Source organism: Pseudomonas sp. GW823-FHT04A03 (genome assembly GCF_058796615.1).
Genome location: NZ_JBXAIV010000011.1, coordinates 172864 through 196022 on the forward strand (window position 1 = coordinate 172864; position 23159 = coordinate 196022).

Consider the following 23159-nt stretch of genomic DNA (forward strand, 5'->3'; position numbering starts at 1 on the left):
AATGCCATCTGATTGGAGTTTGATGACCATGAGTGTGGAAACTCAAAAGGAAACCCTGGGCTTCCAGACCGAGGTGAAGCAACTGCTGCACCTCATGATCCATTCGCTGTATTCCAACAAGGAAATCTTCCTTCGCGAATTGATCTCGAACGCCTCCGACGCCGTCGACAAATTGCGCTTCGAAGCCCTGGCCAAGCCTGAGTTGCTCGAAGGTGGCGCTGAACTGAAAATCCGTGTGAGCTTCGACAAGGACGCCAAGACCGTCACCCTCGAAGACAACGGCATCGGCATGAACCGCGACGATGTGATCACTCACCTCGGGACCATCGCCAAATCCGGCACCGCCGACTTCATGAAAAACCTGTCCGGCGATCAGAAGAAGGATTCGCACCTGATCGGCCAGTTCGGTGTGGGCTTCTACTCGGCCTTCATCGTCGCTGACAAAGTTGACGTGTACAGCCGTCGCGCCGGCACCGCCGCCAGCGAAGGCGTGCACTGGTCGTCGAAAGGCGAGGGCGAATTCGAAGTCGCCACCATCGACAAGCCAGAGCGCGGCACCCGCATCGTCCTGCACCTGAAATCCGGTGAAGACGAGTTCGCCGATGGCTGGCGTCTGCGCAATATCATCAAAAAGTACTCCGACCACATCGCGCTGCCGATCGAGCTGCCGAAAGAAGTGGCCGCTGCCGAAGGTGAAGAGCAGCCTGCGCAAGAATGGGAAACCGTCAACCGCGCCAGCGCCCTGTGGACCCGTCCTCGCACTGAAGTGAAGGATGAGGAATACCAGGAGTTCTACAAACACATCGCCCACGACTTCGAAAACCCGCTGTCGTGGAGCCACAACAAGGTCGAAGGCAAACTCGAGTACAGCTCGCTGCTGTACGTGCCGGCCCGCGCACCGTTCGATCTGTACCAGCGTGAAGCGCCGAAAGGCCTCAAACTGTACGTGCAGCGCGTGTTCGTGATGGATCAGGCCGAGTCGTTCCTGCCGCTTTACCTGCGCTTCATCAAAGGCGTGGTCGACTCCAACGACCTGTCGCTGAACGTGTCGCGGGAAATCCTGCAGAAAGACCCGATCATCGACTCGATGAAGTCGGCGCTGACCAAGCGCGTGCTGGACATGCTGGAAAAACTGGCGAAGAACGAGCCTGAGCAATACAAGGGCTTCTGGAAAAACTTCGGTCAGGTCATGAAAGAAGGCCCGGCCGAAGATTTCGCCAACAAGGAAAAGATTGCCGGTCTGCTGCGTTTCGCATCGACCAATGGCACCGACGGCGAGCAGATCGTCGGTCTGGCCGAGTACCTGGCGCGCGCCAAGGAAGGTCAGGACAAGATTTACTACCTCACCGGCGAAACCTACGCGCAGGTAAAGAACAGCCCGCACCTGGAAGTCTTCCGCAAGAAAGGCATCGAAGTGCTGCTGCTGACCGACCGCATCGACGAGTGGCTGATGAGCTACCTGAGCGAATTCGACGGCAAGAGCTTTGTCGACGTCGCCCGTGGTGACCTGGACCTGGGCAACCTGGACTCGGAAGAGGACAAGAAGGCCGCAGAAGAAGTCGCCAAGTCGAAAGAAGGTCTGGTCGAGCGCCTGAAAACCGCACTGGGCGATTCCGTTGCCGAAGTCCGGGTTTCCCATCGCCTGACCGATTCGCCGGCCATTCTGGCCATCGGCGAGCAGGACCTGGGTCTGCAAATGCGTCAGATCCTCGAGGCCAGCGGGCAGAAGGTGCCGGATTCGAAGCCGATCTTCGAATTCAACCCGAGCCACCCGCTGATCGCGAAGCTCGACAACGAAACCAGCGAAGAGCGTTTTGGCGACCTGTCGCACATCCTCTTCGACCAGGCCGCGCTGGCGGCTGGCGACAGCTTGAAAGACCCGGCCGCTTACGTGAGCCGCCTGAACAAGCTGCTGGTCGAGCTGTCCGCTTGATCAAACTGTAGAAAAACCCGCTTCGGCGGGTTTTTTCATTCTGGTGTTCAACCAATCAGGAGTCAGAAATGAGCCAAGTCACTGTACGTTCCGTGGTCTATCAGATTGACGGCCAGCCTTATGAAGGTCGCCTGGCGTTCGACGCCGAGCACAAAGGCGCACGTCCGGGTCTGTTGATGGCGCCGAACTGGATGGGTGTCAGCGCTGGCGCTGAAGAGATCGCCAAATCGGTGGCGGCCAAGGGTTATGTGGTGCTGATCGCTGACGTGTATGGCCAGGCCGTGCGTCCGCAGAATGCCGATCAGGCCGGTGCGGCAATGATGCCGCTGAAGAATGACCGCGCGCAGCTGCGCAAGCGTATGCAGGCCGCGTTCGAACAGTTGCAGAAGCAGGGCGAGGCGGCGGTCGATACCTCGAAACTGGCGGTATTCGGTTTCTGCTTCGGCGGCTGCTGTGCGCTGGATCTGGCCCGCACCGGTGCTGCAGTGAAAGCGGCAGTGTCGTTCCACGGCACGCTGGACTCGCCGAACCCGGCGGACGCGAAGAACATCAAGGGCTCGGTGCTGGTGTTGCACGGTGCTTCCGACCCATTGGTGCCGAAAGAGCAGTTGCCGGCATTCGAGGACGAGATGAACGCCGCCGGTGTGGACTGGCAGTTGCTGAGCTACGGCGGCGCGGTGCACTCGTTCACCGATCCGCACGCCAATGTTCCGGGCAAGATGATGTACGACGCGAAGACCGCAGCGCGGGCGTTCAAGTCGATGCATGACTTGCTGGAAGAAGTGTTCAAGGGCTGAATCGGCTGAACATACTCCCACGCCTGGCGTGGGAGTATTGGTTTACAGCGGTGTCGGTTCGCTGCGCGATTTAGGCAGTTCGATCCGCTCGACTTCCCCTGGCACTGTCGGCCAATCCCCGGCCGCCCACTTGCGCCGCGCTTCATCGATCGCTGCCGGATCACTCGCGACAAAATTCCAGTTGATCCGCCGTGGCCCGTCCAGTGGCGCACCGCCGAACAACACTGCGTGACTGTCGCTCTCGGCAAACAGGCTCATCTCTTCCCCGGCCGGAAATACCACCAGCGCATGGGGTTCGACCGCTTCGCCATTCAGCTGCACATCACCACTCAACACGTACAGCGCCCGCTCTTCATGCTCGGTCGGGATCAGCAGTGTGGTCGCGGTTTGCATCTTCAGTTCGGCATACAGCGTAGGAGAAAGCACCGGTACCGGTGATTCCAGGCAAAAGCCTGACCCGGCGATCATGCGGATCTGCACGCCGAGGTTATCGCTGACCGGCAAGGTCGCGGCCGGGTGGTGGCTGTAATGCCCCGGGCCTTGCTCGTGATCCTTGGGCGAGGCGAGCCAGATTTGCAGGCCGTGCATCTTGAAGCTTTGTTCCCACAGCGGTTCAGGTGTGCGCTCGACGTGAGCGATCGCCGTGCCGGCGGTCATCCAGCTGACATCGCCGGCGCTGACCACTTGATCCGAACCCAGGCTGTCCTTGTGCTGGATCTGCCCGTCGAACAAATACGTGAGGGTCGACAGACCGATGTGCGGGTGTTGTCGGATGTTCATGCCTTTGCCCGCCGGATAAACCGTTTCGAGCATGTGGTCGAAAAACACGAAAGGCCCGACGCTGCGGCATTTGGCTGACGGCAGCGGGCGCAGAATCGGCTGGCCTTCGACGTCTTCGGCGCGCGGGCGGATGATCAGGGGTTGGGTGTCCATGTTCCATTCCAGGCTTGGCGGGTAATGCGTGGAGCATAACCCGCCGGTGTCGTCGGGGTGATTACTGGCTGTCGAAGCCGACTGGTGCGTGGGTTTCGATGGTGACTTCGCTGGCGGTCATCAGCTTGTGGATCGGGCAACGATCGGCGACGCGCAGCAGTTCTTCGCGCTGGGCATCGGTGAGCACGCCCTTGAGGGTGAGAGTCACGTGCAGGGCGTATTTGCCTTTCTGTTCCTGGCTGTTGTCGCGTTTGACCTCAACGCCGACGCCGGTCAGCGGGATGTCCTTTTTCTTCGCGTACAGCTTCAGGGTCAGGGCCTTGCAGGCGCCGAGGGCGGCGTCGAAGTAATCGTGCGGCTCCGGCGCCGAGCCTTCGCCGCCGGCAGTCGTCGGGACATCTGCAAAAAGTTCATGCTCATCGATCTGTACGGTGTGGCGAAAACCTTCGGCGGACACGGTATTGACGGTAACGGTCATGTGAACCTCGCAAGCTGTAGGAAAAGGGTTTCGATCAAAAAAGACCTTGCAGGTATAGAGCATTCCCACACAGGCGCGTTCCACTTTCTTGCCGGGTGAACCCTCGTCGCCCGGCGAGGGTCTAGGCTATGCCTGTCTGCCGGAGAATGCTTGTGTCCGTGTTTCGTTTGAGCCTTGCCTGCCTGATGGTTTTTACCGGCGCCGCCAGTGCCCGGGATTACACCTACAGTGATGCGCACCTGCATTACGTGGATTTTTTCCAGGAAACCGCCGGCATGCCGAAATTGCTGACGGCCATGAAGGAAAACTCCATCGAGCACGTGATGATTTCCGGCATTCCCGTGGCGAAGAAATGGCACGAAGACGAGCCGAAGCGTCCGCGTTACTACGCCGGTGACGATGCCGATGCCTATTGGTACAGCGCGACTGACGTGATCGTCGCCGACGCGGTGCAGAAACTTGCCCCGGAGCAGCGCCAGTACTTTCACCCGTTTCTTTCAGGCTTCAACCCCAACGACAAGAACTCCGCCGCGCACATCCAGCGCATGCTCGATCTGTATCCCGGTATGTGGCAGGGCATCGGCGAGGTCTTCACCCGCCACGACGACCTCACGGCACTCACCTCGGGTGACACGCCGCGCGCCAACAACGAAGCCATGACCCGTATCTATCACCTGGCCGCCGAAAACGATCTGCCGGTGATGCTGCATTCCAACATCACCTCCAAGCGTGAGAAGAATCCGCTGTACCTGAAGGAAATCGAAGAGCCGCTGCGTAATCATCCGCACACCCGGTTTATCTGGGCCCATGCTGGCACCAGTGCCGAAATCCATCGTCATCAGACGCAGCTGGATTTTCTGCTGCCGACCCTTTCGCGAATGCTGGAGGCGTACCCGAACCTGTTCATTGATCTGTCGTGGAGCCTGCTGACGCCTTATCTGCTGGACGAAAAGGGCCAGCCGCGAGCTGAGTGGGTGCAACTGGTGGAGCGCTATCCGGATCGCTTCATGATCGGTTCGGACGTGGTCGGACGATTCAACAAACTCGGCAAGGAAATCCATGGCTTCAAGCCGTTTCTCGATGCCTTGCCTGAGGCCGTGGCGGAAAAAGTCGCAAGGGACAACTTCCTGGCGATCTTGCCGCGAACAGCGCTCAAGTCCGGCAAACCCGCGCTGAATCGTTAATGCGCCAGGTTCGAAGTATCAAGGCCTTTTGATATCACGTTTTGGTCTTACGCAATTTTCCAAAGGGCCGATACCTTCTAGAGCAACCAGCTGCAGGGTTGATGCAGCGCTTTTGGAAGGAACCAGAGCAATGAGTATCCGTAGTCTCAATATTGCGCCCCGGGCCGGGCTGGGTTTTGGCGTGCTGGCGCTGATGGTGTTTGCCCTTGGGGCGTTTGCCTTGCTGCAGATGTCGAACATGCGCGCGCAGTCCGACGAGGTCGACAATAACTGGCTGCCCAGCGTGATGGCGGTGGGCGAGATGAGCCAGGACATGTTGCGCCTGCGTGCGCTGACCATGCGCCTGTTGCTCAATCGCGATCCGCAGGCGCTGGATCAGAATGTGGCCAAGCTCAATGATTTGCGTGGTGTGCTGAGTGAAGCCCAGCAGCGTTACGACATCCTGATCGTCTTGCCCGAAGAGCGCGCGCTGTTCGACCGCTTCAAGGTTGCCGAACACAAGTACCTGGAGCTTCAGGCGCAGGTGATGACGTTATCTGCTCAGGGAGGAGTGGAAGAGGCGGCCGCCATTCTCAACGGGCAGATGAGCCCGCTGGCGGATGAAATTGCAGTGACCCTGCGTGAACTGGTCGAGCTGAACAAGCACAATGCCAACCTCGCCACTGAGGCCGCACGGCTGGTGTTCACCAACTCGCGGGTGTGGGTCGGGGTGATGATCGGCATCACCGCGCTGATTACCATCGCCCTGGCGTTGTTGCTGACCCGCAGCATCGTGCTGCCGCTGTCGCAATCGCTCAATGTGGCGGAAGTGGTGGCCGGTGGCGATCTGACCGGCGATATCAGCATTTCCGGAAAGGACGAGCCGGCGCGGCTGCTGCACGCGCTCAAGAGCATGCAGCACAACCTGCGTGACACCATCCGCCGGATCTCGGAGTCCTCCAGTCAGCTGGCTTCGGCCTCGGAAGAGTTGAGTTGCGTCACCGAAGACGCGACGCGGGGGCTGCACCAGCAGAGTCTGGAGATTGAACAGGCCGCCACGGCGGTCAATCAGATGACCGCTGCCGTGGAAGAGGTGGCGAGCAATGCCGTCGCGACTTCCGAGGCTTCCCGTGAGTCGGATCGCATTGCCCAGCATGGTCGCGAGCAGGTGCAGCAGACCGTCTCGTCCATCGAGTTGCTGGTGGACGATGTCACCGCCAATGCCTCGCAGGTGGAGGATCTGGCGCAGAAGGTCTACAGCATCAGCAAAGTGCTGGATGTGATCCGCTCGATTGCCGAACAGACCAACCTGCTGGCATTGAACGCGGCGATCGAGGCCGCGCGTGCAGGGGATGCCGGGCGGGGTTTTGCGGTGGTGGCGGACGAAGTGCGGGCGCTGGCCCATCGCACTCAGCAGTCGACGCAGGAGATCGAGCAGATGATCGGCGGCATCCAGCAGGGCACCGATTCGGCGGTCAGTTCGATGCAGCAGAGCAATGTCCGGGCGCGCTCGACGCTGGAACTGGCGAAGGCTGCTGGCGTGGCGCTGGAGGAAATCGCTTCGGCGTTCACCTTGATCAACGAGCGCAATCTGGTGATTGCCAGTGCGTCGGAAGAGCAGGCCGCCGTGGCGCGGGAAGTCGATCGCAACCTGATGAACATCCGTGACCTGGCGATGCAGACCTCGGCGGGGGCCAATCAGACCAGCGCCGCGAGCCAGGAGTTGTCACGGCTGGCGGTGGACCTGAACAGCATGGTGGCCAAGTTCTCGGTCTGATCAGCGTTCGACAGGCGAAAAAAAGCCCCGCGTTTGCGGGGCTTTTTGATTTTGCGTCGGATCAGCTGCCTTTGACCGTCTTGCCGTTGACCGTGCCGTCGAGGAGCATGATGTTGTACTCCTTGCCGTCGGTTTCGACCTGTTGCAGGCGAACCAGCAAGTAATCCCAGTCCTTGGCGAACCACAGGACGGTGATGCGCTTGCTTTGTGTCGGATCGCGGACGCGCTCGACCTTGATCGCATCGATCTGGCCGGCCTTGGTTTCGACTTTTTCCGAACCCAGCACGCGGAAGTCGTAGGTATCGACTTCGCCATCATCAACCACCTGATAGCTCATGCTTTTCTTGCCGGCGGCCACGTCATGCTGCAGCGCCAGTTGATAGGTGGATTTGTCGACCATGCCGCGGTTGAGCGGGATTTTCACCGCGTCGCCGCGGTCGGTGCCGGTCACCAGCTTGTTGGCCCAGTCGAAATCCAGGTCAGCCTTTTTCGCCTTGCCCAGACCACCGCGTTCGAAGTGGTAGGACTGTGGCAGCAGGGTGTCCTTGTCCAGGGTCAGGGTGCTTTCCTCGGACAGGCTGGCAATCATCATCGAGGCCTTGAAGCTGAGCTTCCAGACGCCGTTGGCTTCCTTGGTCAGGCTGCGTTCGGCAGTGCCGCTCATGGGCAGCTGCTTCCAGTCGGCAGTGTAGCTGGCGGAGAACGGTTGAAGGTCTGCTGCCTGGGCAAAAGGCAGGGCGAGCAGAGCGCAAGCGAAGAGCAGGGCGCGACGCATAAAATCTCCTAGTTTCGAATCAAGTGACCGCTGGCCCCGAGTAACTGGCCATCCAGTAAAGCACCTTGCTCGCCGAGGCTCAGCCGTCCTTCGGCGAACCAGCGTATGGCCATCGGGTAAATCAGGTGCTCCTGAGCGTGAACCCGTTGCGCCAGACTTTGCGGCGAATCGTGCAACTCTACCGGTATTACTGCCTGTACGACCAGTGGTCCGCCATCGAGTTCCTCGGTGACGAAGTGCACGGAGCAGCCGTGTTCGGCGTCGCCGGCCTCCAGCGCACGCTGATGCGTGTGTAACCCTTTGTATTTGGGTAGCAGCGACGGGTGGATGTTGAGCAGGCGACCCTGGTAGTGACGGACGAAGTCAGCGCTGAGAATACGCATGAAGCCGGCCAGTACCACGAGTTTGGGGTTGAATTCGTCGATCAGTTCGATCAGGGCGGTATCGAAGGCCTCGCGGCCCTCGAATCCCTTGTGATCCAGCGAGCGGGTGGCGATACCCGCGTCACTGGCGCGTTGCAGGCCGTAGGCGTCGGCGCGGTTGGAAATCACCGCAGCGATGCGGACCGGGCTGTCGCCGGTCCGCGTGCTGTCGATCAGGGCCTGCAAGTTACTGCCGGTGCCGGACAGCAGCACCACGACATCACAGGTCTGGGACATCAGTGAGCCTTGAGGTTCTTCAGTTCGACCTGAGCCGCGCCTTCGGCAGCGACAGCGATCTGACCGATGACCCAAGGCTGCTCGCCGGCGTCACGCAGGGTGTTCAGGGCAACTTCAACGTGCTCCTGAGCCACGCAGATCACCATGCCCACGCCGCAGTTCAGCACGCGGTGCATTTCGGTTTCGTCGACGTTGCCTTTCTCTTGCAGCCAGTCGAAAACGGCCGGGCGGTTCCAGCTGGCGACGTCAACCACGGCTTGAGCGCCTTTTGGCAGAACGCGCGGGATGTTGTCCAGCAGGCCGCCACCGGTGATGTGGGCCATGGCCTTGACGGCGCCGGTGTCCTTGATCAGCTTGAGCAGCGGCTTCACGTAGATGCGGGTCGGAGCCATCAGCAGTTCGGTCAGCGGCTTGCCGTCGAGCTGAACGGTTTCGATGTCGGCGCCGGACACTTCGATGATCTTGCGGATCAGCGAGTAGCCGTTGGAGTGCGGGCCGGACGATGGCAGGGCGATCAGGGCATCACCGGTGGCGACTTTCGAGCCGTCGATGATTTCGGCTTTTTCCACGACGCCGACGCAGAAACCGGCCAGGTCGTAGTCTTCGCCTTCGTACATGCCAGGCATTTCAGCGGTTTCGCCGCCGACCAGCGAGCAGCCAGCCAGTTCGCAGCCTGCACCGATACCGGTAACCACGGTGGCCGCTACGTCGACATTCAGCTTGCCGGTGGCGTAGTAGTCGAGGAAGAACAGCGGTTCTGCGCCGCACACCACCAGATCATTGACGCACATGGCGACCAGGTCCTGGCCGATGCTGTCGTGCTTGTTCAGGTTCAGCGCCAGGCGCAGCTTGGTGCCGACGCCGTCAGTACCGGAAACCAGCACCGGCTGTTTGTAACCGGCCGGGATCTCGCAGAGGGCGCCGAAACCGCCCAGGCCGCCCATGACTTCCGGGCGCGCAGTGCGCTTGGCGACGCTCTTGATGCGTTCGACCAATGCTTCACCGGCGTCGATGTCTACACCGGCGTCCTTGTAGCTCAGGGAGGGTTGCTTGCTCATGATCCAGGCCTTTAGGGGAGGGGATTCAGGGGTAACGACCGAGTTCAGCGGGAACGCCGAATCCGACAGGGGCGATTGCCTCACGCGAAGTTCGGGGTGCCCGGCTGTTGCCGGTCTGCGAAGGCGCGCGATTTTATCAGGCTTGAGGGGCAGCGGCCATCCTCACGCCGACGGGCAGGGGCATATCGATGGAAAAAATTTGCAATTGACCCTGTGGATGACATCACGGGTGCCTGTATAAGGAACCGTCTATCGTTAGGACTGTGCAAAAACTTACCGACCGCGTGTGAATGTTTTGCAACGGCCTGTGGTCACAGGCTTGCCACAACGGTACACGCGGCCTGTTCCAGCCGCTCTTGTCGACGGGAATTCTCCATGCGTTTTTGTAAATTGCTGTTAGTGGGTGGCTTGTCTCTGATCAGCCTGGCGACCCAGGCCGAAAATCTCAAAGGTCTTTATCAGGTGCGCGAACCGGTCACTGGCCAGTCGCCGGAGGAGCGCGATCGCGCGACCCAGGCTGCGCTGGATACGCTGGTGCTGCGCCTGACCGGCGACCCGAAGGCCCCGCAGAATCCGGGGCTGGCGCCGGTTCGCAAGGATCCGCAGCAGATCATCAGTCAGTTCGGTTTCGATGCCGGGCCGCCTGAAGTGCTGAAAGTCGATTTCGATCCGGGCACCACCGAGCAGGCGTTGCGCCGCGCCGGGCTGGCGCTGTGGGGCGCCAACCGGCCCTCGATCCTGAGCTGGTGGCTGAACGATTCGACCGAGGGTTCGAGCCTGGTGGGCGACGGTCAGGCCAGCGCCGCGCCGTTGCGCCGCGCCGCCCAGCACCGTGGATTGCCGCTGCGCCTGCCGCTGGCGGACTTGAGCGAGCAATTGGTTGCCACGGCACCGGCGCTTGAAGGTGCCGACCCGGCGCCGTTGCGTAATGCTTCCGAGCGCTACAACGCTGACGCCTTGCTCGCCGTGCATGCCCGCGAAGAAAGCGGGCAATGGCAGGCCAAATGGCAATTGTGGCTGGGCGATAAAAAAGAGGCGGGCAACGTGCAGGGCGCGGATCAGGCGGCCGTGGCCGATGCGGTGATGCTGGCGGTGACTGAACGTCTGGCGCCACGCTTTGTGGCCAAACCGGGCGCGTCCGGCCAGCAGACCCTGGAAGTGCAGGGCATGAATCTGGAGCACTACGCGGCGCTGCTGCGGTTACTCGAACCGTTCGGCGTGCGTCTGCAAAGTGTCGATGCCGATCGCATTCTGTATCGGGTCAACGGCAGTGCCGATCAGTTGCGGGCGCAATTGTCGCTGGCGAAGCTGCAGGAACTGCCTGCCGAGGCGCCGGCTCCGGTCGCTGCGCCTCAGCCTGCGGTCGCCGGGGAGGCGCCAGTTGCTGCGCCGACACCGACACCAGCAGCGCCGTCCTTGCGGTTCCGCTGGTAGGTTTTCTTTCTTATATATAAGCAATGGAGTGTCACATGGGCGATACGCGGCGTTGGTTCTGGCTCGGTGGGGTGCTCCTGCTTTGCGCGTTTGTCTGGTTGCTGCACCCGATTCTCACGCCGTTCCTGGTGGCGCTGCTGCTCGCCTATCTGTTCGATCCGCTTGTTGATCGTCTGGAGCGCCTGGGGTTGTCCCGCACTTGGGGTGTGATCACGGTGTTCGCGTTGTTCACCCTGATCGTCACCGCGTTGTTGCTGGTGCTGGTGCCAATGCTCGCCAAGCAATTGTTGCGGCTCTATGAACTGGCGCCGCAAATGCTCGACTGGTTGCAGCACACCGCTGTGCCATGGGCGCAATCGAAACTGGGGCTGTCGGACGGCTTCTGGAAGTTCGACAAGGTCAAAGCTGCCATCAGCGAGCATATGGGCCAGACCACCGACATCGTCGGTGTGGTGCTGAGTCAGGCGACGGCCTCGAGCCTGGCTCTTATCGGCTGGCTGGCGAATCTGGTGCTGATCCCGGTGGTGAGCTTTTACCTGCTGCGCGACTGGGACGTGATGATGGCCAAGATCCGCGGCCTGTTGCCGCGTGATCGAGAGGAGCGCGTGGTGGCGCTGGCGGGTGAGTGTCATGAAGTGCTGGGCGCGTTCGTGCGCGGGCAGTTGCTGGTGATGCTGGCGCTGGGTGTGATCTACGCGGCCGGCCTGATGATTGTCGGGCTGGAACTGGGCCTGTTGATCGGTCTGATTGCAGGGCTGGCGGCGATCGTTCCATACATGGGGTTCGTGATCGGCATCGGTGCGGCGTTGATTGCCGGGTTGTTCCAGTTCGGTGGCGATCTGTACCCGATGATCGGGATCGTCGCTGTGTTCATGGTCGGTCAGGCCCTGGAAGGCATGGTGCTGACGCCTTTGCTGGTGGGGGACCGGATCGGTCTGCACCCGGTGGCCGTGATCTTCGCGATTCTGGCCGGTGGCGAGTTGTTCGGCTTCACCGGTGTGCTGCTGGCGCTGCCGGTAGCGGCGGTGATCATGGTGCTGGTGCGCCACGTCCACGATCTGTACAAGGATTCCGACATCTATAGCGGGGTGGATGAGCCGGAGTTGTAATCGTGACGCGCGTGCTGCCCGGTGGATCGCCGGGTTGGCCCGTCTCATGCAGGCCATGGCGCCAAAGAAACTGTCATAAAACCAGCACGTTAACGCAAACCTTTGATTTTGCTTGGGGTCTGTCGCATTGTGCGCTCCGCTTCACGGGTATAAACTTCGCTCACTTTACACAGAGGCCACTAACGGTTCCTTGGGAACTGTTCAGTCAGCATGAAACCGATTCAGCTGCCCCTAGGTGTGCGTCTGCGTGACGACGCCACCTTCATCAACTACTACCCAGGCGCCAATGCCGCTGCACTCGGCTATGTCGAGCGTCTATGCGAAGCCGACGCCGGCTGGACCGAAAGCCTGATCTATCTGTGGGGCAAGCACGGGGTGGGGCGTACACATCTGTTGCAGGCCGCGTGCCTGCGCTTCGAGCAGATGGGTGAACCGGCGGTGTACCTGCCGCTGGCCGAGTTGATGGATCGCGGCATCGAAATCCTCGACAACCTCGAACAGTACGAACTGGTCTGCCTGGATGACTTGCAGGTGATTGCCGGCAAGGCGGACTGGGAAGAGGCGATGTTTCATCTGTTCAACCGTCTGCGTGACAGTGGTCGGCGTCTGCTGATTGCGGCGTCCACTTCGCCGCGTGAACTGCCGATCAAACTCGCCGACCTGAAATCGCGCCTGACCCTGGCGCTGATCTTCCAGATGCGTCCTCTCTCCGATGAAGACAAATTGCGTGCCCTGCAATTGCGCGCATCCCGTCGCGGTCTGCACCTGACCGACGAAGTCGGGCATTTTATTTTGACTCGCGGTACCCGCAGCATGAGCGCGCTTTTCGATCTGCTGGAGCAGCTCGATCAGGCCTCTTTGCAGGCTCAGCGCAAGCTGACCATTCCCTTCCTGAAAGAAACCCTGGGCTGGTAAAACCGGGGCTTTCAGCCGGTTTCGGCATATTTCAGGCGCCAGAAAACCCGCTTTCCTGTGGGTTGCACAGGCCGCGTCTCGATTCAAATAGGCTTAAGCGCTTAGATGTTAACGAGAAACCGAGAAGTCACAAAAAGATCGATTGAATTTGCAAATGAGGCTGATAGCGGGCATAGTCTCGGCTTCTTTACAACTATCAGCCACGGTCGTGCCCATGCTAAAGCGCTTCGCACCCCTCGTGCCTCTCGCACTCGTCACCCTGTTGTTCGGTTGCGCTGCTCATTCACCTGTTAATCAAGAGCAGCAACAACAGGCTAAAAATTCTGCCACCGCCCAGTCTTCCGTTATTTACCAGGAAGAGCTGGACACCGAAAAAGAACTCGCCGACTTCAACGGCAAGAAGCCTTACCAGCTTCCGGTTCTGGCCGACAGCATCCTCGAACGCGGCATGTCCCTGATCGGTACCCGTTACCGTTTCGGCGGTACCTCTGAAGCCGGTTTCGATTGCAGCGGTTTCATCGGCTACCTGTTCCGCGAAGAAGCCGGCATGAACCTGCCGCGCTCCACCCGCGAAATGATCAACGTGGATGCGCCGCTGGTTTCGCGCAGCAATCTTGAGCCGGGCGACCTGCTGTTCTTCGCCACCAATGGTCGTCGCGGTCGTGTAAGCCACGCCGGGATCTACCTGGGCGACAACCAGTTCATTCATTCCAGCTCTCGTCGCAGCGGCGGTGTTCGCATCGACAGCCTGGGCGACAGCTACTGGAGCAAGACCTTCATCGAAGCCAAACGCGCTTTGGCGAACGCTCCAACCGTGGTTACCGCTCGCAAGTAATCACGTCTTTGTCGCCACGCTCGTGGCGACAAGCGGTCCTTCAGGGGCAATAGACTTAAACTTTACAAGGTGAAGTTAAAGTCTTACTTGAAGTTTGCCGCGTAGCCGCTAGAATCCTGATCTATATTGATGGCAAACCGCCTGCGTCCCAACGCAGGCGGTTTTGTTTTCTGTCGAATCGGCAGTCAAAGCCTCAGCCAGATCAGGATGTTCTGCATATGACGATGTCGGCCCGCTTTGCCTTGATGTTCTTCGCAGCGCTGCTCAGTGGCTGCGCCAGTCGCACTCCGCCGCCTGCGCCGGTGGTTCGCGCTCCGATCGTATTCGGATCCTCCCAAGCCTTTTCACCCGCTGCCGAAGACGTGCTGTTCCGCGCGCTTGGGCTGGTGGGCACACCTTATCGTTGGGGCGGCAATACACCAGATTCCGGATTTGATTGCAGCGGTCTGATCGGCTTCGTCTACCGCGATGCTGCCGGCATCAGCCTGCCGCGTTCAACCCGCGAGATGATCGTCATGCAGGCGCCGAACGTCGGCAAAGAAGGCCTGCAAACCGGCGACCTGATCTTCTTCGCCACCAATGGCGGTTCACAGGTCAGCCATGCGGGGATCTACGTCGGGGAAGGCCGCTTCGTTCATGCGCCGGCCACTGGCGGCACGGTGAAGCTGGACAGCCTGTCGAAGGCGTATTGGCAGAAAGCCTATCTGAGCGCCAAGCGTGTTCTGCAGCCGGAGCACCTGGCGCATAACCCGTAATCCAGATACATAAAAACCGTGGGAGCTGAATGGCTCCCACGGTTTTTTTATGCCTGCAACAGATTAACGGGTCGCTGAAACCCGCCACACCTTGTTCCCCACGTCATCGGCGACCAGCAATCCACCTTGCTGATCGATCACCACGCCGACCGGACGGCCCAGCGCGTTCTCGTCCTTGTCGAGGAATCCGGTCAGCACGTCCACTGGCGTGCCGCTCGGTTTGCCAGCGGCGAACGGTACGAAGATTACCTTATAGCCACTGTGCGGTTTGCGGTTCCACGAGCCGTGCTGCCCGATGAATGCGCCTTCCTTGAACTGTGCCGGCAGACGATTGCCTTCGGCGAAGGTCAGGCCCAGTGACGCGGTGTGCGGGCCGACGGCGTAGTCGGGAGCGATGGCCTTGGCCACCATGTCCGGCCGCTGTGGTTCGACGCGCACGTCGATGTGCTGGCCGTAGTAGCTGAACGGCCAGCCATAGAAACCCCCGTCCTTGACCGAAGTGATGTAGTCCGGCACCAGGTCGCTGCCAATTTCGTCGCGCTCGTTCACGGCGGTCCACAGTGCGCCGGTTTGCGGCTCCCAGGCCAGGCCGTTGGGGTTACGTATACCCGAGGCGAAGATTCGATGGTTGCCGGTCGCGCGGTCCACTTCCCAGATCGCTGCGCGGCCTTCTTCCTGATCGAGGCCGTTTTCGCCGACGTTGCTGTTCGAGCCGACGGTAACGTACAGCTTGCTGCCGTCCTTGCTGGCGATGACGTTCTTGGTCCAGTGATGGTTGAGCGTGCCGCCCGGCAGGTCGACGACCTTGATTGGCTGGCTCTTGATTTCGGTCGCGCCGGGTTCGTAGTTAAAGCGCAGCAGGCGATCGGTATCGGCCACGTACAGATCGTTGCCGACCAGGGTCATGCCGAACGGCGAGTTGAGGTTCTGCAGGAACACCGTGCGGGTTTCGGCCACGCCGTCATGATCGGCATCGCGCAGCAGAGTGATGCGGTTCGGGCTGGGAACGCCGGCACCGGCACGGCCCATGACTTTTTTCATCACCCAGCCACGAATGCCCTTGCTGTCGTCGGGTTTGGGCGGGGCGTTGGTTTCCGCCACCAGCACGTCACCGTTGGGCAGCACATACAGCCAGCGCGGGTGATCGAGATTTTCGGCAAACGCCGCCACCTGCGTGCCTGCCGCTGCCGTCGGTTTGGCGCCGGCCGGCCAGCCGATGGCCGGGGCGATGTTCACCGTCGGGATCAGGGTCTTGTTCGGTTCGGGCAATCGGGGTGACGGGCCAGTGCCGTCGGAGACTTGCAGGCTGGAGGATTCACCACAGGCGGCGAGCCCTCCGGCGAGCACGATGACGAAAACGAGCTGGGGCTTGCGCATTGCTGATCTTCCCTATGAATGCATTCTTAATCATAGAGAAGCGCACAAGCCCGATGGTTCAACCCTCAGCCGCGGGCTTCCTTGAACAGCACGGCAATGCCGGGGTGATAGTTGCCGGCTTCGCTGCGCAATTTGCGATAGGCGTAGGGGAAATACCAGGCGACGGCGCAGGTGTGTTCCTTTTGCAGGTCGTCGACCATGTCCTGCAGTTCTTCCGGGCTGGCGCTGTGCTGGGCCTTTTGCGGGGCGACGAACAGGCAGCCGAGTTTCAGGTCGCTGGCGTAGCTGATGCGCTTGGCATCGCTGGTGATATCTACCAGGGCCTGCGTCAGATTCAGGCTGGTGACGCGTGGCCAGCGTTGGGTGGCCTGAATGAAGGCGCGATCCTCGGCGCCAGCGATAAACAGGTCGGCGCGAGCGTTGCGCTCGCCTTCTTCGTTTTGTTTGCGGGTGGCGGTGTCGCGCAGGGTGACCAGTTCGGCCATCCACGCAGCGGCCGACAGCAGGCCGAGGTTGGCTTTTTCGTCGTGCCAGTAAGGTGTGTCATTGTCGCCGCGCACGGCGTTGTAGCGGTCGATACAGTCAAACCAGCGTTCCAGCACCGGGCGCAGGAATTCCAGCCGCGGATTGCTGATGATCATGCCTTGCATGGTGCTCTCCCTTGTTATTGTGATGTGCTCTCTGCAGTCAAAAAGCATGGCTCTTTGATATCACTCATGACAGTGTGGCACAAGATTGGCGTCAGTTAATTGATCGGCGGCAGTTATTCGCCGCACAAGCCCCTCTTCAATTGACGCTCCACCCCCAACCCTCTAACCTTCGCGGCTTGTTTCAGGTGCTCTGTGGCGCATGTCGACAGAGTGAAACAGGGAAGCCGGTGAGGCGGGTCATCAAGCGATGAACCCTCACGAACCCGGCGCTGCCCCCGCAACGGTAAATGAGTAAAAGCTGCGTCTGATGCCACTGCGTAAAAGCGGGAAGGCGCGCAGCCAGGCGCAAGCCGCTCATGAGCCCGGAGACCGGCCTGATCCATCCAGCGGCATCACGGTGGGCGATGCCAGGCTTGTTGCCGTCTATTCTTGTGCCTGCCCGCCGTTATCCAGCCTCAACGGAGAGCTTCCCCATGACTGATTCCCCCGAACGCGACGAGCGCCACCTGGCGCGCATGCAGCGCAAAAAAGCCGTCATCGACGAACGCATCGCCAATTCGCCAGACGAATGCGGCCTGGTGCTGGTGCTGACCGGCAACGGCAAAGGCAAAAGCAGCTCGGCATTCGGCATGCTCGCCCGCGCCATGGGCCACGGCATGCAGTGCGGCGTGGTGCAGTTCATCAAGGGCCGCAACAGCACCGGCGAAGAGCTGTTCTTCCGCCGCTTCCCCGAGCAGGTACGTTTTCATGTGATGGGCGAGGGTTTCACCTGGGAAACTCAGGATCGTCAGCGCGACATCGCCGCCGCCGAAGCGGCCTGGGAAGTTTCCCGCGAGCTGCTGCGCGATCCGTCGATCGGTCTGGTGGTGCTCGATGAACTGAACATCGCCCTCAAGCACGGTTACCTCGATCTGGATCAGGTGCTCAGCGATCTGCAGGCGCGTCCACCGATGCAGCACGTGATCGTCACCGGTCGCGCCGCCAAGCCGGAAATGATCGAGATGGGCGACACCGTCACCGAAATGGGCATGATCAAGCACGCCTTCCAGGCCGGCATCAAAGCGCAGAAAGGCGTCGAACTTTGAATCAACCACGTCACTGCCCGGCGGTACTGATCGCCGCGCCGGCCTCCGGTCAGGGCAAGACCACCGTCACCGCCGCACTGGCCCGTCTGCATCGCAATCAGGGGCGCAAGGTCCGCGTATTCAAATGCGGCCCGGACTTTCTCGACCCGATGATCCTCGAGCGCGCCAGCGGTGCGCCGGTCTATCAACTGGACATGTGGATGGTCGGCGAGCAGGAAAGTCGTCGCCTGTTGTGGGAAGCCGCCGCCGAAGCCGATCTGATTCTGATCGAAGGCGTGATGGGCCTGTTCGACGGCACGCCATCGAGCGCCGACCTGGCCCGGCATTTCGGCGTGCCGGTGCTCGGCGTGATCGACGGCACGGCCATGGCGCAGACCTTCGGCGCACTGGCGCTGGGACTGGCGCGCTATCAGCCGGACTTGCCGTTTGCTGGCGTGCTGGCCAACCGCGTCGGCACCGTGCGCCATGCGCAATTGCTGGAAGGCAGCCTCACCGAAGGCCTGCGCTGGTACGGCGCGTTGTCCCGGGAAACTGGAATCGAACTGCCGAGCCGCCATCTCGGTCTGGTGCAGGCAAGCGAACTCAATGACCTCGACGTGCGCCTCGACGCCGCTGCCGAAGCGCTGGCCGGCACTTGCGAGGTAGCGCTGCCACCGGCCGTGGAATTCGCCGCGCCTGAAATCGTTGAGACCGAAAAACTGCTCGACGGCGTGCGAATTGCCGTCGCCCGCGACGAAGCCTTCGCCTTTACCTACGGTGCCAGTCTCGACTTGCTTCGGGCGATGGGCGCCGAGTTGAGTTTCTTCTCGCCGATCCGCGATACGCAATTGCCCGACGCCGACAGTTTGTACCTGCCCGGCGGCTATCCGGAATTGCACCACGTTGCCTTGTCGCAGAACGCCGACATGCTCAAAGCGATCCGCGCGCATCATGCGGCCGGCAAACCGCTGCTCGCCGAATGTGGCGGTATGCTGTACCTGCTCGACTCGTTGACCGATGTCGAAGGCACCCGCGCTGATTTGGTCGGCCTGTTGAGTGGCGATGCGGTGATGCAAAAGCGCCTCGCCGCACTGGCGCTGCAAGAGGTCGACCTGCCGGAAGGCCTGTTGCGCGGCCACACCTATCACCATTCCCTGACCACCACCGAACTGACGCCGATTGCCCGTGGCCACAGCCCCAACGGCGGTCGCGGCGCGGAAGCGGTGTATCGGGAAGGGCGGATGACCGCCTCGTACGTGCATTTCTATTTCCCGTCGAATCCGTCGGCGATTGCCGCACTGTTGGTGCCATGACCGACAACGCCTTCACTGACGCCGAGCGCGAAGCGGTCTACCGCGCCATCGCCGAACGCCGTGACATGCGTCACTTCAGCGGTGGCGCGGTCGAGCCGGAATTGCTGCGCCGCTTGCTTGAAGCCGCGCATCAGGCACCGAGCGTCGGCTTGATGCAGCCGTGGCGCTTCATCCGTATCAGCGACCGCGCGCTACGTGGCCAGATCCAGAACCTTGTTGAAGAAGAACGTGTGCGCACCGCCGAAGCCCTCGGCGAACGCAGCGACGAATTCATGAAGCTCAAGGTCGAAGGCATCAACGACTGCGCCGAAGTGCTGGTTGCCGCGTTGATGGACGATCGCGAGCGGCATATTTTCGGCCGTCGCACGCTGCCGGAAATGGACATGGCGTCGCTGTCCTGCGCAATCCAGAACCTGTGGCTCGCCGCGCGTGCCGAAGGCCTGGGCATGGGCTGGGTGTCGCTGTTCGAACCGCAGGCGTTGGCCGATCTGCTGAAACTGCCGGCCGGGGCCAAGCCGCTGGCGGTGCTTTGTCTGGGGCCGGTCAAGGAATTCTATCCAGCACCGATGCTGGTACTCGAAGGGTGGGCGCAGGCGCGTCCGCTCAATGAGCTGCTGTATGAAAATTTTTGGGGAGTGAGTCAATGAGTGTGGCGTTGTTGAGTGTCGCCGCGGTTGCGCTGGATGCGCTGCTGGGTGAACCGAAACGCTGGCATCCGCTGGTGGCGTTCGGCAATTTTGCCGGGCGTATCGAGCAACGTTTCAACGCCGGTGGTCGCGGCTGGCGCAGCCATGGCGTCACCGCGTGGGTGATTGCGGTGTTGCCGCTGACCCTGCTGGCCACGGCGTTTTCCTGGGCGCCTTACGTGGGCTGGATCGTCGAGATTGTTGCGCTGTATTGCGCCCTCGGCATGCGCAGCCTGGGTGAGCACGTCGAGCCGGTCGCCAAGGCCTTGCGCGCCGATGACCTGGAAGAGGCGCGCAAGCGTGTGGGTTATCTGGTCAGCCGTCAGACCGATGAGCTGGACAGCACCGCCGTCGCCCGCGCCGCCACCGAATCGGTGCTGGAAAACGGCAGCGATGCGGTGTTCGCTGCGCTGTTCTGGTTTGCCGTGGCCGGTGCGCCGGGCGTGGTGCTCTATCGTCTGAGCAATACGCTCGACGCGATGTGGGGCTATCGCAACGAACGCTTCGAGCGTTTCGGCTGGGCGGCGGCAAAAATCGACGACGTCCTCAACTACATTCCTGCGCGGCTGGTGGCGTTGACCTACGCGCTGCTGGGCAAAACCCGACTCGCACTGAAATGCTGGCGCACCCAGGCGCCGAAATGGGACAGCCCGAACGCCGGCCCGGTGATGGCCGCCGGCGCGGGTGCCTTGGGCGTCGAACTGGGTGGCCCGGCGATTTACCACGGCGAGCTGCACGAGCGTCCGCAACTGGGCGAGGGCGTGCCGGCGGATGCCGATTCCATTGATCGCGGCTGGCAATTGGTCCAGCGCGGGGTATGGTTATGGCTGCTGATTCTCTGCGTGGGGGCTGAATTCTATGCTTGAGCACGGTGGCCGGTTGCGCAGGGCGGCGCTCGAATACGGCATCGCGGAAGAAGACTGGCTCGACCTGTCCACGGGGCTTGCGCCGTGGCCGTTTCCGGTCCCGGAGATTCCGTTGCGGGCCTGGGCGCGTTTGCCGGAAAACGATGACGGTCTGGAGCAGGCCGCCTGCGATTACTACGGCGCCAGCCAAGTGCTGCCGGTAGCCGGTTCGCAGATGGCCATTCAGCTACTGCCGCGATTGCGCCGGGCCGGCAAGGTCGGCGTGCTGTCGCCGTGTTATGCCGAGCATGCCGAAGCCTGGCGGCGCAGCGGCTATATCGTGCGTGAAGTGCTAGAGCAAGAAGTCGACTTTTTTCTCGACAGCCTCGACGTGCTGGTGGTGGTCAATCCGAACAATCCAACGGGCCTGAACCTGACCCCGGCGCGCCTGCTCGACTGGCATGCGCGGCTGGCCCAGCGCGGCGGCTGGCTGGTGGTCGACGAAGCGTTCATGGACAACACGCCGCAGCTGAGTCTCGCCCCGCATGCGCATCAAGTGGGGTTGATCGTGCTGCGCTCGTTCGGCAAGTTTTTCGGTCTGGCCGGTGTGCGGCTGGGCTTCGTGCTGGCCGAGCGCAAGTTGCTCCGGTTGCTGGCCGAACAGGTCGGGCCCTGGGCCGTCAGCGGGCCGACCCGAGTACTCGGCCAGGCCTGTCTGCGTGACACCGAAGGACACACCCGCCAGCGGATCCGCAGCGATGAGGCCAGCGAGCGGCTGGCTGCGCTGCTCGAACGTTCTGGTTTCAAACCGCAGGGAGGCTGCGCGCTGTTTCAGTGGCTGATCACCGAACAGGCCGCCGCGTTGCACGATTTCATGGCTCGTCGCGGCATTCTCCTGCGCCTGTTCGCGCACAACAGCAGCCTGCGTTTCGGGCTGCCCGCCGATGCCGCCGACGAGGCGCGCCTTGAGCAAGCCCTGCAAACATTCGCCCTGCAACGCTCTATGGAAAACAAACCAGCATGACCACTTTAATGGTGCAGGGCACCACCTCCGACGCCGGCAAAAGCACGCTGGTGACGGCGCTGTGCCGCTGGGCGACCCGTCAGGGCGTTGCCGTGGTGCCGTTCAAGCCGCAGAACATGGCGCTCAACAGCGCGGTGACTGCCGACGGCGGCGAGATCGGCCGCGCGCAAGCGGTGCAGGCTCAAGCGGCGTTTCTCGAGCCGCACACCGACATGAACCCGGTGCTGCTCAAACCCAACAGCGACACCGGCGCCCAGGTCATCATTCATGGCCGCGCGGTCACCAGCATGAACGCCGTCGCCTATCACGACTACAAAGCCATCGCCATGCAGGCAGTGCTCGCTTCCCACGAGCGCTTGAGCGCCGCCTATCCGCTGGTGATGGTCGAAGGCGCGGGCTCGCCGGCAGAGATCAATCTGCGCGCCGGCGACATCGCCAACATGGGCTTCGCCGAAACGGTGGATTGCCCGGTGCTGCTGATCGCCGACATCAATCGTGGCGGCGTGTTTGCCCATCTGGTGGGCACGCTGGAACTGCTGTCGCCGAGCGAACAGGCGCGAGTCAAAGGCTTCATCATCAACCGCTTTCGCGGTGACATCGCCTTGTTGCAACCGGGCCTCGACTGGCTGGAGCAACGCACCGGCAAACCGGTGGTGGGCGTGCTGCCGTACGTGATGGACCTGCATCTGGAGGCCGAGGACGGCATCGACCAGCGCCAGACCGATAAGGTCGAGCAAGTCCTGAAAGTGGTGGTGCCGGTGCTGCCGCGCATCAGCAATCACACCGATTTCGATCCACTGCGTTTGCATCCGCAGGTGGATCTGCAATTCATCGGCCCGGGCCAAGCGATTCCGCCGGCCGATCTGATCATCCTGCCGGGCTCGAAAAGCGTGCGCAGCGACCTTGCGTATCTGCGCGCCAATGGCTGGGAAACCGCCATCAGACGTCACCTCCGTTACGGCGGCAAGCTGCTGGGAATCTGCGGTGGTCTGCAAATGCTCGGCGAGCAGGTCCACGATCCGCTGGGCTTGGAAGGCGCGCCGGGTTCCAGCGCCGGTCTCGGGCTGCTGGCCTTTGAAACACAGCTCGAAGCCGAGAAACAGTTGCGCAATGTGCGCGGGCGTCTGGCGCTGGAAGACGCTGAGGTCAGCGGTTATGAAATTCATGCCGGCGTGACGACGGGATCTGCGCTGGAAAATGCTGCTGTGCATCTGGACGATGATCGTTGCGACGGCGCGCAAAGTCTCGACGGGCAGATTTTCGGCACCTACCTGCATGGCCTGTTCGAATCGCCGGCGGCCAGTGCGGCGCTGTTGCGCTGGGCCGGTCTGGATGATGTGCAGGAAGTGGATTACCACGGCCTGCGCGAACGCGATATCGAGCGCTTGGCGGATCTGGTGGAGAAGCATCTCGATACCGATCTGTTGTGTGAACTCTGTGGCATCCAGGCTGGATGTGATGACCTCTTCGCGGGCAAGCCCGCTCCCACAGGGTGCTGAGGTGTACTCAAATGCCATGTTTGGCCTAAATCCATTGTGGGAGCGGGCTTGCCCGCGAAGAGGCCAGTTGTCTCAACGAA

Annotated in this window: 22 protein-coding genes and 1 riboswitch; of the genes, 15 read left to right on the forward strand and 7 right to left on the reverse strand. The window is 61.5% G+C overall.

The features are described from left to right. Positions 1-28 precede the first annotated feature (28 nt). Positions 29-1933, forward strand: coding sequence for a molecular chaperone HtpG (htpG, locus tag AC1Q9F_RS23715; protein WP_179692222.1), 1905 nt, complete (start codon positions 29-31; stop codon positions 1931-1933). Between the two features lie 68 nt (positions 1934-2001). Continuing rightward, the gene (locus tag AC1Q9F_RS23720) at positions 2002-2730 is read left to right on the forward strand and encodes a dienelactone hydrolase family protein (protein WP_179692221.1); all 729 of its coding nucleotides are present in this window, start codon (positions 2002-2004) and stop codon (positions 2728-2730) included. A gap of 42 nt (positions 2731-2772) precedes the next feature. Here AC1Q9F_RS23720 and AC1Q9F_RS23725 read toward each other — a convergent pair whose 3' ends face one another. Together AC1Q9F_RS23725 and AC1Q9F_RS23730 are read right to left on the reverse strand one after the other, a co-directional pair. Next, positions 2773-3663 carry a pirin family protein gene (locus AC1Q9F_RS23725; protein WP_492620994.1) on the reverse strand — a complete coding sequence of 297 codons (891 nt, stop codon included), beginning with the start codon at positions 3661-3663 and terminating at the stop codon, positions 2773-2775. A 61-nt stretch (positions 3664-3724) separates the two neighbouring features. After that, positions 3725-4141, reverse strand: coding sequence for an OsmC family protein (locus tag AC1Q9F_RS23730; protein ID WP_492620993.1), 417 nt, complete (start codon positions 4139-4141; stop codon positions 3725-3727). A 128-nt stretch (positions 4142-4269) separates the two neighbouring features. Between AC1Q9F_RS23730 and AC1Q9F_RS23735 the strand changes: the two genes are divergently transcribed. After that, the gene (locus tag AC1Q9F_RS23735) at positions 4270-5325 is read left to right on the forward strand and encodes an amidohydrolase family protein (protein WP_492620992.1); all 1056 of its coding nucleotides are present in this window, start codon (positions 4270-4272) and stop codon (positions 5323-5325) included. Between the two features lie 130 nt (positions 5326-5455). After that, positions 5456-7081 (forward strand): methyl-accepting chemotaxis protein, encoded by a 1626-nt coding sequence (locus AC1Q9F_RS23740; protein WP_492634788.1) that lies wholly within the window; start codon positions 5456-5458, stop codon positions 7079-7081. A 61-nt stretch (positions 7082-7142) separates the two neighbouring features. Here AC1Q9F_RS23740 and AC1Q9F_RS23745 read toward each other — a convergent pair whose 3' ends face one another. Genes AC1Q9F_RS23745 through purM form a run of 3 tightly spaced genes read right to left on the reverse strand, consistent with a single transcriptional unit; the run spans position 7143 to position 9573 of the window. Beyond that, positions 7143-7856, reverse strand: coding sequence for a DUF3108 domain-containing protein (locus AC1Q9F_RS23745; RefSeq protein ID WP_085747072.1), 714 nt, complete (start codon positions 7854-7856; stop codon positions 7143-7145). Positions 7857-7864: 8 nt separating this feature from the next. Further along, positions 7865-8515: a phosphoribosylglycinamide formyltransferase gene (gene purN / locus AC1Q9F_RS23750; RefSeq protein ID WP_492620991.1), complete on the reverse strand. Its 651-nt coding sequence runs from the start codon at positions 8513-8515 to the stop codon at positions 7865-7867. Further along, on the reverse strand, positions 8515-9573 hold the full coding sequence (gene purM, locus AC1Q9F_RS23755) for a phosphoribosylformylglycinamidine cyclo-ligase (RefSeq protein ID WP_007950393.1): 1059 nt from the start codon (positions 9571-9573) through the stop codon (positions 8515-8517). The genes purN and purM overlap by 1 nt, the downstream gene beginning before the upstream one ends. A gap of 375 nt (positions 9574-9948) precedes the next feature. Here purM and AC1Q9F_RS23760 point away from each other — a divergent pair, with 375 nt between their 5' ends. The 5 genes from AC1Q9F_RS23760 (at position 9949) to AC1Q9F_RS23780 (ending at position 14621) form a co-directional block, all read left to right on the forward strand. After that, positions 9949-11007 (forward strand): DUF2066 domain-containing protein, encoded by a 1059-nt coding sequence (locus AC1Q9F_RS23760; RefSeq protein ID WP_492620990.1) that lies wholly within the window; start codon positions 9949-9951, stop codon positions 11005-11007. A 35-nt stretch (positions 11008-11042) separates the two neighbouring features. Further along, a complete protein-coding gene (locus AC1Q9F_RS23765; protein WP_192564041.1) occupies positions 11043-12116 on the forward strand; it encodes an AI-2E family transporter in 1074 nt (357 codons plus the stop codon). Between the two features lie 210 nt (positions 12117-12326). Continuing rightward, positions 12327-13031 (forward strand): DnaA regulatory inactivator Hda, encoded by a 705-nt coding sequence (gene hda / locus AC1Q9F_RS23770; protein WP_007950396.1) that lies wholly within the window; start codon positions 12327-12329, stop codon positions 13029-13031. A gap of 214 nt (positions 13032-13245) precedes the next feature. Continuing rightward, the gene (locus AC1Q9F_RS23775; protein WP_007950397.1) at positions 13246-13866 is read left to right on the forward strand and encodes a C40 family peptidase; all 621 of its coding nucleotides are present in this window, start codon (positions 13246-13248) and stop codon (positions 13864-13866) included. Between the two features lie 218 nt (positions 13867-14084). Beyond that, positions 14085-14621, forward strand: a complete 537-nt coding sequence (locus AC1Q9F_RS23780) for a C40 family peptidase (protein WP_007950398.1) — start codon at positions 14085-14087, stop codon at positions 14619-14621. Between the two features lie 63 nt (positions 14622-14684). On the opposite strand, the gene AC1Q9F_RS23785 is transcribed toward AC1Q9F_RS23780, so the two are convergent. Then, positions 14685-15998 carry a PQQ-dependent sugar dehydrogenase gene (locus AC1Q9F_RS23785; protein WP_207985456.1) on the reverse strand — a complete coding sequence of 438 codons (1314 nt, stop codon included), beginning with the start codon at positions 15996-15998 and terminating at the stop codon, positions 14685-14687. Positions 15999-16063: 65 nt separating this feature from the next. Further along, complete coding sequence (locus AC1Q9F_RS23790) at positions 16064-16648, reverse strand: hypothetical protein (RefSeq protein ID WP_115077050.1); 585 nt, start codon at positions 16646-16648, stop codon at positions 16064-16066. A 166-nt stretch (positions 16649-16814) separates the two neighbouring features. Beyond that, positions 16815-17040: riboswitch (cobalamin riboswitch) on the forward strand. Positions 17041-17121: 81 nt separating this feature from the next. Here AC1Q9F_RS23790 and cobO point away from each other — a divergent pair. Genes cobO through AC1Q9F_RS23820 form a run of 6 tightly spaced genes read left to right on the forward strand, consistent with a single transcriptional unit; the run spans position 17122 to position 23079 of the window. Next, positions 17122-17733, forward strand: coding sequence for a cob(I)yrinic acid a,c-diamide adenosyltransferase (cobO, locus tag AC1Q9F_RS23795; protein ID WP_007950401.1), 612 nt, complete (start codon positions 17122-17124; stop codon positions 17731-17733). After that, positions 17730-19025 carry a cobyrinic acid a,c-diamide synthase CobB gene (locus AC1Q9F_RS23800; protein WP_492620989.1) on the forward strand — a complete coding sequence of 432 codons (1296 nt, stop codon included), beginning with the start codon at positions 17730-17732 and terminating at the stop codon, positions 19023-19025. Before cobO ends, AC1Q9F_RS23800 begins: the two co-directional genes overlap by 4 nt. After that, positions 19022-19672 (forward strand): 5,6-dimethylbenzimidazole synthase, encoded by a 651-nt coding sequence (bluB, locus tag AC1Q9F_RS23805; protein WP_085608843.1) that lies wholly within the window; start codon positions 19022-19024, stop codon positions 19670-19672. The genes AC1Q9F_RS23800 and bluB overlap by 4 nt, the downstream gene beginning before the upstream one ends. Beyond that, complete coding sequence (gene cbiB / locus AC1Q9F_RS23810; RefSeq protein ID WP_492620988.1) at positions 19669-20577, forward strand: adenosylcobinamide-phosphate synthase CbiB; 909 nt, start codon at positions 19669-19671, stop codon at positions 20575-20577. Before bluB ends, cbiB begins: the two co-directional genes overlap by 4 nt. Continuing rightward, positions 20570-21580, forward strand: coding sequence for a threonine-phosphate decarboxylase CobD (cobD, locus tag AC1Q9F_RS23815; RefSeq protein ID WP_492620987.1), 1011 nt, complete (start codon positions 20570-20572; stop codon positions 21578-21580). The genes cbiB and cobD overlap by 8 nt, the downstream gene beginning before the upstream one ends. Beyond that, the gene (locus tag AC1Q9F_RS23820; protein WP_492620986.1) at positions 21577-23079 is read left to right on the forward strand and encodes a cobyric acid synthase; all 1503 of its coding nucleotides are present in this window, start codon (positions 21577-21579) and stop codon (positions 23077-23079) included. The genes cobD and AC1Q9F_RS23820 overlap by 4 nt, the downstream gene beginning before the upstream one ends. The last annotated feature ends 80 nt before the right edge of the window (positions 23080-23159 follow it).

Excerpts from the sequence above, each read along its gene's own strand:
- htpG (WP_179692222.1), top strand. The coding sequence starts at position 29 with ATGAGTGTGGAAACTCAAAAGGAAACCCTGGGCTTCCAGACCGAGGTG.
- AC1Q9F_RS23720 (WP_179692221.1), top strand. The coding sequence starts at position 2,002 with ATGAGCCAAGTCACTGTACGTTCCGTGGTCTATCAGATTGACGGCCAG.
- AC1Q9F_RS23725 (WP_492620994.1), bottom strand. The coding sequence starts at position 3,663 with ATGGACACCCAACCCCTGATCATCCGCCCGCGCGCCGAAGACGTCGAA.
- AC1Q9F_RS23730 (WP_492620993.1), bottom strand. The coding sequence starts at position 4,141 with ATGACCGTTACCGTCAATACCGTGTCCGCCGAAGGTTTTCGCCACACC.
- AC1Q9F_RS23735 (WP_492620992.1), top strand. The coding sequence starts at position 4,270 with ATGCCTGTCTGCCGGAGAATGCTTGTGTCCGTGTTTCGTTTGAGCCTT.
- AC1Q9F_RS23740 (WP_492634788.1), top strand. The coding sequence starts at position 5,456 with ATGAGTATCCGTAGTCTCAATATTGCGCCCCGGGCCGGGCTGGGTTTT.
- AC1Q9F_RS23745 (WP_085747072.1), bottom strand. The coding sequence starts at position 7,856 with ATGCGTCGCGCCCTGCTCTTCGCTTGCGCTCTGCTCGCCCTGCCTTTT.
- purN (WP_492620991.1), bottom strand. The coding sequence starts at position 8,515 with ATGTCCCAGACCTGTGATGTCGTGGTGCTGCTGTCCGGCACCGGCAGT.
- purM (WP_007950393.1), bottom strand. The coding sequence starts at position 9,573 with ATGAGCAAGCAACCCTCCCTGAGCTACAAGGACGCCGGTGTAGACATC.
- AC1Q9F_RS23760 (WP_492620990.1), top strand. The coding sequence starts at position 9,949 with ATGCGTTTTTGTAAATTGCTGTTAGTGGGTGGCTTGTCTCTGATCAGC.
- AC1Q9F_RS23765 (WP_192564041.1), top strand. The coding sequence starts at position 11,043 with ATGGGCGATACGCGGCGTTGGTTCTGGCTCGGTGGGGTGCTCCTGCTT.
- hda (WP_007950396.1), top strand. The coding sequence starts at position 12,327 with ATGAAACCGATTCAGCTGCCCCTAGGTGTGCGTCTGCGTGACGACGCC.
- AC1Q9F_RS23775 (WP_007950397.1), top strand. The coding sequence starts at position 13,246 with ATGCTAAAGCGCTTCGCACCCCTCGTGCCTCTCGCACTCGTCACCCTG.
- AC1Q9F_RS23780 (WP_007950398.1), top strand. The coding sequence starts at position 14,085 with ATGACGATGTCGGCCCGCTTTGCCTTGATGTTCTTCGCAGCGCTGCTC.
- AC1Q9F_RS23785 (WP_207985456.1), bottom strand. The coding sequence starts at position 15,998 with ATGCGCAAGCCCCAGCTCGTTTTCGTCATCGTGCTCGCCGGAGGGCTC.
- AC1Q9F_RS23790 (WP_115077050.1), bottom strand. The coding sequence starts at position 16,648 with ATGCAAGGCATGATCATCAGCAATCCGCGGCTGGAATTCCTGCGCCCG.
- cobO (WP_007950401.1), top strand. The coding sequence starts at position 17,122 with ATGACTGATTCCCCCGAACGCGACGAGCGCCACCTGGCGCGCATGCAG.
- bluB (WP_085608843.1), top strand. The coding sequence starts at position 19,022 with ATGACCGACAACGCCTTCACTGACGCCGAGCGCGAAGCGGTCTACCGC.
- cbiB (WP_492620988.1), top strand. The coding sequence starts at position 19,669 with ATGAGTGTGGCGTTGTTGAGTGTCGCCGCGGTTGCGCTGGATGCGCTG.
- cobD (WP_492620987.1), top strand. The coding sequence starts at position 20,570 with ATGCTTGAGCACGGTGGCCGGTTGCGCAGGGCGGCGCTCGAATACGGC.
- AC1Q9F_RS23820 (WP_492620986.1), top strand. The coding sequence starts at position 21,577 with ATGACCACTTTAATGGTGCAGGGCACCACCTCCGACGCCGGCAAAAGC.